The 8,075-nt window shown below is 35.7% G+C and carries 8 protein-coding genes; all 8 read right to left on the bottom strand.

The features are described 5' to 3' along the window. Window positions 1-949, bottom strand: a 949-nt coding sequence (prmA, locus tag RT405_RS03960; RefSeq protein WP_313467741.1) for a 50S ribosomal protein L11 methyltransferase, incomplete at its 3' end; no start/stop codon positions are given. A 32-nt stretch (window positions 950-981) separates the two neighbouring features. Further along, window positions 982-1,473, bottom strand: a complete 492-nt coding sequence (locus RT405_RS03965; protein ID WP_313467743.1) for a DUF3013 family protein — start codon at window positions 1,471-1,473, stop codon at window positions 982-984. An 18-nt stretch (window positions 1,474-1,491) separates the two neighbouring features. Next, window positions 1,492-2,124, bottom strand: coding sequence for a DNA-3-methyladenine glycosylase (locus RT405_RS03970; protein ID WP_313467744.1), 633 nt, complete (start codon window positions 2,122-2,124; stop codon window positions 1,492-1,494). Window positions 2,125-2,284: 160 nt separating this feature from the next. Next, window positions 2,285-3,994, bottom strand: a complete 1,710-nt coding sequence (locus RT405_RS03975; protein WP_396163222.1) for a Na/Pi cotransporter family protein — start codon at window positions 3,992-3,994, stop codon at window positions 2,285-2,287. A 253-nt stretch (window positions 3,995-4,247) separates the two neighbouring features. After that, window positions 4,248-4,994, bottom strand: coding sequence for an NAD-dependent protein deacylase (locus tag RT405_RS03980; protein WP_313467747.1), 747 nt, complete (start codon window positions 4,992-4,994; stop codon window positions 4,248-4,250). A 28-nt stretch (window positions 4,995-5,022) separates the two neighbouring features. Then, entirely contained in the window at window positions 5,023-5,748 is a 726-nt protein-coding gene (locus RT405_RS03985) for a hypothetical protein (protein WP_313467762.1), read from the bottom strand. 261 nt (window positions 5,749-6,009) lie between these two features. Further along, a complete protein-coding gene (locus RT405_RS03990; protein WP_313467749.1) occupies window positions 6,010-6,867 on the bottom strand; it encodes a sialate O-acetylesterase in 858 nt (285 codons plus the stop codon). Between the two features lie 167 nt (window positions 6,868-7,034). Then, window positions 7,035-8,075: translation elongation factor 4 (gene lepA, locus RT405_RS03995; protein ID WP_313467751.1), on the bottom strand; the 1,041-nt coding region annotated here is incomplete at its 5' end.

Genomic DNA, 8,075 nt, shown 5'->3' on the forward strand with positions numbered 1-8,075 from the left:
ACTCCTCCTCAGCAGGTTTTTGTGCAATTACAGCAACCCAATCTTTCATTTGAAGAATCTGGCTGATTTCAAACCCTTGCTCTCTTAAATGAGACAAAATAGTGTTCTTTTTTGATTCGATAATTCCTGAAGTTAAAAATAACCCACTCGGTTTCAAGGCTTCCCAAGCGTCCGGTATAAGAGGAACAATAATTTCTGCTAAAATGTTAGCTACTACAATATCAGCTTTTATTTCTACTCCTTTAAGTAAATCATTAGCAGAAACTTGAATGTCTTGAGCATACTCGTTTAATTGAATATTATCATAAGCCGATCGAACAGCTACATCGTCTAAATCATAAGCGTATACTTTTCCTGCACCTAAAGCTTTAGCTGCAATACTTAACACACCTGATCCTGTACCGACATCTAAAATGGTTTCTTCCCCTGTCATACTTGCTTCTAAAGATTGTAAAGATAAACGGGTGGTAGGATGTGTTCCTGTTCCAAAAGCCAAGCCCGGATCCAATCGAATGATGCGTTCGTCTTTATATTTTGGTTCATAGTCTTCCCAACTAGGTACAACCGTCAAAAAACGAGTCACTTTTAATGGATGATAGTATTTTTTCCAAGCGGTTGCCCAATTGGTCTCAGTCACTTCAGCAACTGTTAAAACATTGGGTTCAATAGCCAATCCTACTGTTGTTAATTTAAGGATGCGTTCTTTGATGTCTATTAAAATTTCCGGTAAAAAAAGTGTCTCTGGAAAATAAGCTTTAATAATAACACCTTCTGTTGAAAAATCGGCTTCATCTAATGCCCAGACTTGACCTAACCCATCGTCAGGCGCCTGTAAATAATCTTGTCTATCTTCAATTGACACTCCTTGGGAACCTGCTTCAATTAAAATATTCGAAACAGCTTCTACCGCTTCATTTGCTGTCTGTACACTCACTTCTATCCATTTCATATTTTCAAAAGTCCTCCATCTAAGTTATGAGTTTAAAATTTTGGATAATCCACTCGTTCTGTATTATAACGGTTCGTATCTTTTGCTGTTTGGAGAGTGCTTTCAAAATTTGTTTCGTTCCACTCCATTTCAAACGTTTCAATTGCTGGATCAGTGGCAAAGTCTAATAAATCAGATTGTCCTTCTGTAACAACAATGCGCAACATTTTTACTACAGTATCTAAAAAGCCCTTTTCGATCCCTTTTTTTAAATCAAATGGGAAAGCGGCTAAATAATCGTCTAATCGAATCTTTGATTTTTCTGGATCATAAAAACAAATAATGTCTTCAAACTGGATGATATTTTCTTTGTTGACCGTGCCTTCTACATCTTGAACAACCAAATTAGGTGCTGTTTCAGCATAGATAGTAAACGCTACTTCAATCGTGTGCTGTCTTTTATTCCAATGCACAGCCCAATCAAATTCTAAATGACTTTCTTCCATAATTGTTTCTAAATAATCTATGACGTCTTGTTTTGCCATTTTGTCCACTCCTCTATTTTAATGATCCGTTTCAATTGTTCCTTCCCAACCTAAGTCGTTATCTGTTTTGCCTTTGATTCTGGAAACGTACGGATTTCCGATAACTGTATACCGGAGTAAAGCATCTGTCCATTCTCCTTTATTGGGAATGCCAATTCTAGCTGAGACTCCAATTTCTTTTGGAATTCTGCGGTGTGTTTTCGACAAATATAAAGGCGGCTCGTTGATTGAAGCTCCATCATCGCTTTTATCGATTGCTAGAGCTTTTGTCAATTTCCCGGGTCCGTCTGTCAGCGTCACACCATATTTACCGCGCCGTTCTTCCATCAGTTCAATGCCCGTGTAAGGTTCAATAGCACGAATCAAGATGGCTTGCGGTATACCGGCTTCTTGAACGACTAAATTCAGCATTTGATGGGTATGCATAGAATAAATGTAAATCGTTCCTGCTTCTTTATACATTGAAGCTAAGCGTGGTGTTTTTTTTAAACCATAGCTATGAGCCGCTGCATCTATTTCACCTAGATAAGCTTCTGTTTCTACGATCCAGCCTGAACAAATTCCCTCTTCAGTCTTTTTAATTATAAGACAACCCAACAATTCTTGCGCAATCTCTTCAGTTGTTTTAGTTGGATCAAGCCAAAAAGTCATTAAATTTCCTCACCTATCTTAAATAATCTCGTTTTTTATAAAAATGTCTTCAGTTATAAGTATACAACAAATGAGATCATTTCGTATAGAAAAGCCCGTTAAACAACTAAAAAAGACGCAGGTCAGTTAAACCTGCGTCAGCTTTATTTTTCAGGTATTTCTATTCGTTCTCGAAGGAAAATAGCTTATCTTTTGTTTTTTCAAATGTTTCAGAAAGACTTGATACAGAGTGTTTTGTTGTCACGTGTCGAGCAATTTTGACAGAATGATCCCCGATACGTTCTAAACTGGACACAATATCAATAAATAAAATTCCATCGCCTGGTTTTTCTGAACCATTATTAATAGATTCTATATATTTCTTACGTAATTTTACTTCCATTTCATTGATAAAAGGATCGTGTTCAAGAACTTTATGAGCCAGATTTTCATTGTCTTCCTCATATGCACGCACAGCCATTTTTACAATCAGCTCTACCATTTTGAACATACTGATGACGTCTGTATCATAAAGTGAACGTTTTTCTCCATTAGATCGTCCTTTTTCTTTGCTTTTCGCTTTCTTATCTATTTTAAGAACTTCCTTGACATTTTTTGCTATGTTTTCGCTATGGTCTCCAATACGCTCCAGGTATTTTGTAATATCAATCAAAGCACTTAATTCATTTGATTCTGCAATAGTTAATTTTTCTGCCGAAACAATCATCAAATACTCAGTAAGCCGCTGATCGATATTGTTAACGGCTTCTTCTAAATGATTCACTGTAGACAAATCATTTTCATTTTGTTCTCGATAGTAGCTGAATGCATGATGAAACTCTTCTATAGCAAATTTGCTCATTTGGTTGATTTCTAATTTCGCTTGACTTAAAGCCACATTAGGAGAAGTTTGAATGACTTTCGTATCCAAATTTGTTGTGTCGTATTCCACAACGGCGTCTTTTCCAGGTATGATTTTTTCCATTAACGTAGCAATGTTGCTAATAAACCAAAACTGGATCAAAACATTTCCAATATTGAATAAACCATGCGCAAATGCAATTTGCAGAGCAGGGTTCAAATCTAATGCTTGACTGATCAAAAGAAGCAAACTTGTAAAAGGATTTAAGAAAATAAGAAAAACAATCGTTCCCACAATATTAAAGAGCACATGTGCACCGGCTGTACGTTTAGCAGCAGTGCTGGCTCCAATAGTAGCTAAAATAGCAGTAATCGTTGTTCCAATATTATCACCAAACAAGACCGGTAAAACCGCTCCCAGCGAAATGCTGCCTTGCATGTAAAGTTTCTGCAAGATACCGACAGTTGCGCTGGAACTTTGCATAACTAATGTCATTCCAGTTCCTGTAAAAACTGCAAATATAGGGTGATGAGATAAATTGATCATCAAATCGTTAAAAGCTGCAACTTCTTCAAGAGGAGCCATTCCGCTTCCCATTAATTCTAACCCATAAAATAAAGCTCCAAAACCAAACATGATTTGTCCCATATTATTAATAAACTGCTTTTTAAAGAAAAAGAGTAAAATAGCTCCTACTCCTAATATAGGCAAAGCGTATTCTCCGATATTGATTCCTATAATAAATGCGGTGATTGTTGTTCCAACATTGGCTCCCATAATAACGCCAATAGCTTGACGCAGTGTCATAAATCCAGCACTTACTAAACCAACTGTTAAAACAGTTGTTCCTGAACTACTCTGTATTAAGGTGGTGACCAATATTCCTGTTAAGACAGCTTTTAAAGGTGTAGACGTAAATCGGTTCAATAGTTCGCGTAAACTGTCTCCAGCAGATTTCTGCAACCCATCTCCCATAATCTGAATTCCGAACAAGAAAATTCCTAGTCCGCCTAAAAACTGAAACAACATTAGTTTGACATCCAAATCTTTTCCTCCATTTCAAAGCGATGCTTTTTCAAACAAGCGTTTTCAACAAATAAAGTAGCCAACGCTTAAACGTCCTTTTCTATTATCTAGAAATCTATCCTATTAATCAATACCTTTTTAAGAAACAACCTATAAATTTGTCTGCTTTTTGAAGCGGGGTTAAGGTAAATCATTAAATAACAGAAAAAAGGACGAGAATTTTGTCTCGTCCCTCTTTTCTATGTTCAGTTTAACTTTAATCTCTACCAGTAGCAATAAGCTCTTTAAATACAGAACTAAGCGAATCTTCAATAATTAAATCAAAAACAGCTGGATACGGAATGGATGTCCGGTTTAATAAGACCACTGCATCTCCATTAAAGTAATGAATCAAACTATTAGCGGGATAAACAGATAAAGAGGTTCCCGCAATAAGTAACAAATCAGCTTTTTCAATCGCAGTCCGACTCATTATTAAGGCTGATTGATCTAACATTTCACCATAGAGAACAACATCTGGACGAACTATGCCATTGTCATCCGGACATCTGGGAATCCCTTTATTATCTTGTTTTAAATCAAGTAAAGAATACTGTCGTCCACAAGTTAAACAAGTATTCTTTAATGTAGTCCCATGAAGTTCTAAAATATTTTTACTTCCGGCCATTTGATGCAACCCATCGATATTTTGTGTGATAATCGTGACATCTTTCCCTTTTGCTTCAAGTTCAGCTAAGTAAAGATGCGTTACATTAGGAACGGCTTCTGGGTACACTAAGTGTTCAAAATAATAGTTAAAAAAAGTTTCCGGTTGCTCCTTTAAAAACCAATCGCTAACGATATCTTCCGGTTGGTAAGTTTGGCCAGAATCTTGATTAAACAAGCCATCGGCGGATCGAAAATCAGGTATACCACTTTCCGTTGAAACTCCCGCACCTCCAAAAAAGACCACATGATCAGCTTGTTCAATTAATTTTTTTAATTGCATAAGTTTGTTTTGCATATCCTTCCTCTTTTCTTATTTATTTGTTTTAAATCAGCAATAAAAGAAAGGTATAGCCCACTACACCTGTTAAAAAGCTACTTAGACTACTTTTTTGTTCTTCTGGTAATTCTTCTTTCAACACATTTAGAATAACTCCTCCAGCTATAAAAGCCTGCAAAACCGATAGTACAAATTCATTCAGTTCTGTCAATGCTCCTATCAGCCACCCTAAAATAGGAGCTGCTGATAAAATAAGTCTGCCATATTTGTCATACGCTTCTTTGTGATCTCTTCTAAGACTCCAATCATTCGTTATAAAATGTACCCCTAATGCCAGAAAATAAAAGAGCATGCCGAAAGAACTTTTGTATTCTTCTCTGATTAAAAGATACCCAATAACAGCGTTATAGATAAAAAAAGAACCCATATGAATCCAAAACACACCCGAATCTGCTTCTTCTGGATTCTTTAAGTACTTGCTTTTCCGCGATATTTTGACTAAACGTTCCATGGCGTAAAATAGAACTAATCCTAGTAAAGCGATGATGTAGATATGATTCTCAATATGCCGCCAACTGCTTTGTTGTAGTTTTTCAGTGACAATTTGTTGATAATCATTTAATTGGGGCAACAAATGCACAAAAACATAAGAAACGGCTACTCCAGCAGAAAGTGATAAAAACCTGCTGCGTGGTACACGATTAGCAAATTGCATATATTTGGAAGAAAAGTGAATGAACGCGAATCCTACAGCACAAATAAAACTAACCACGAGATACAATGAAACCACCCTCTCCATTTTTTGTAACTATACTAAAGCTCTTATTTAGGATAAGCTTTAACTCTATTAAAATCAAAAAAAAGAGCTGAATCAATAGTTGATCTGCTCATTTTAAAAATATTTGGAGCGTAAAGTTAAGGTAGAACGAGCTGTGCATGATAGCACCTAATACACTTATTAAATCAATTAACCAGTTTTGATAAGAATAAATAGTGCTCGTCAAATGGACTAGCAAGCTTTTAAATAATATCATTACTCATTTTGATTTTTATTGATATACATTATTTGAGATTCAAATTCGTTATAGGTTATTTTGCCTAATGCAAGGTCGCTGCTTTTTCTATATATCTGTTCAGCTTTAGTATATGTTCTGTTAGAGTCAATATCGATTAACTTGTTTTCATCCACTAGCGGTTCCATTATATGTTTTTGTTTAGAAAAAGCTTCGAAATACCTTAAACCAAATTTTCTCTGCGATACGGCATTTATATGAATACCATCTGGATTAGCTGTTAAATTAGATGCTGTAACAAAATAACAGTTCTCTTGTTCAAGCGCGAAGTTTTTCAATTCTCTATTTACTAGATTATATTCAATAGAGCCTTTTCCAAAACCTTCTCGTCCCAAATAATCTCCTAACTCACCAATAATAATCGGGATATTAGGTAGATTTAACTCTTTTCGTAAATTATTTATAATTAATAAAAATTTCTTGTAATAGTCTTTATATTTACCACCAAAACTATCACTTTCGCCTTGATGCCATAAAATACCTGCTAATTCACTGTTTTCCATAGCAAATTTTGCTTCATTAATGGCATGCCTAAATAAAATACCATCCACAGCCCATTCATCTAAAGTACTTCCACCTTCAGCACAAGGAATAAGGCCAATTTCATCCTCTTTATACTTATGACACCATGCAGCTGCAAAAGAACCAGCTAAACTAATACCAGAAACGGGACGATCATAATTAATAGGTTCGGTCATCATTTGCCACCTACCATTGCGTAACATTTTTATTCTTTCATTGTAGATAGGTACTACATCTTGAATGAAACCACGGCCTGCCATATTCGATTGTCCTACCATTAAAAAAGATTTAATCATTTTTTTCTCCCTCCAGTAAACATTACAACGGAAAATTGAAAAGCTAGGAATTTCCCTAAAAAAATGCCTATCGAAACCCTACAAAATTTATATTGATAGGCAAATGATAGGCAAGTTAGCTTTTTATACTATTTAATTTTTTTGAAAAACAATGTTATCTCAACGTTTTACTCGTCATCCATCTTAAGAACAGACATGAAGGCTTCTTGCGGTACTTCTACGGAACCGACTTGTTTCATCCGTTTTTTACCAGCTTTTTGTTTCTTCAATAGTTTTTGTCGACGGGTCACATCACCACCATATAATTTTGCTGTAACGTCTTTACGTAATGCTTTGATGTTTGAACGAGCAACAATTTTTTGTCCGATAGCTGCTTGAACCGGGATTTCAAATTGTTGTCTTGGTATAATCGTCTTCAATTGATCAACGATAGCTTTTCCACGATTAAAAGCAAAATCTTTATGCACAATAAAACCTAAAGCATCAACTTTCTCACCATTTAATAAAATATCCATTTTAGATAAATTACTCTTCTTGTAGCCGATCATTTCATAATCTAAAGAAGCATATCCCTTAGTGCTTGATTTCAATTTATCAAAGAAATCATAAACGATTTCTGATAAAGGAATTTCATAGACAACGTTTACTCTGTTGTCATCAAGATAGTCCATTGTTAAGAAATCGCCACGTTTGCGTTGGGAAATTTCCATGACAGCTCCAACGTAATCATTTGGGACCATAATTGTTGCTTTTACATAAGGCTCTTCAATCGATTCGATAACACCTGGTTCAGGCATTTCAGCTGGATTAGCCACGGTTTTTTGAGTACCATCTGTTAAGTTTGCATGGTAGATAACGGATGGAGCAGTTGTGATCAAATCCAAATTGAATTCACGTTCAAGCCGTTCTTGAATAACGTCCATGTGTAAAAGTCCTAAGAATCCGCAACGATACCCAAACCCAAGTGCTTGAGACGTTTCAGCTTCAAATTGTAAGGCTGCATCATTTAATTGTAGTTTGTCTAAAGCGTCTCTTAAATCACCATAACGTGAAGAATCGATTGGATACATTCCGCAATAAACCATCGGATTCAATTTCCGATAGCCTTCTAATGATTCTGCAGCAGGGTTGTCAGCTAAAGTGATCGTGTCCCCAACTCGTGTATCTTGTATCGTTTTGATGTTTGCTGTAACATATCCAACATCCCC

Origin of the sequence: Carnobacterium sp. (genome assembly GCF_032094055.1) — a bacterium.
In the GTDB taxonomy this organism is placed as follows: domain Bacteria; phylum Bacillota; class Bacilli; order Lactobacillales; family Carnobacteriaceae; genus Carnobacterium_A.

What these genes read in the sequence shown, in the direction of transcription:
- RT405_RS03965 (WP_313467743.1), bottom strand. Translation starts at nt 1,473, where the DNA reads ATGGCAAAACAAGACGTCATAGATTATTTAGAAACAATTATGGAAGAA.
- RT405_RS03970 (WP_313467744.1), bottom strand. Translation starts at nt 2,124, where the DNA reads ATGACTTTTTGGCTTGATCCAACTAAAACAACTGAAGAGATTGCGCAA.
- RT405_RS03975 (WP_396163222.1), bottom strand. Translation starts at nt 3,994, where the DNA reads ATGTTGTTTCAGTTTTTAGGCGGACTAGGAATTTTCTTGTTCGGAATT.
- RT405_RS03980 (WP_313467747.1), bottom strand. Translation starts at nt 4,994, where the DNA reads ATGCAAAACAAACTTATGCAATTAAAAAAATTAATTGAACAAGCTGAT.
- RT405_RS03990 (WP_313467749.1), bottom strand. Translation starts at nt 6,867, where the DNA reads ATGATTAAATCTTTTTTAATGGTAGGACAATCGAATATGGCAGGCCGT.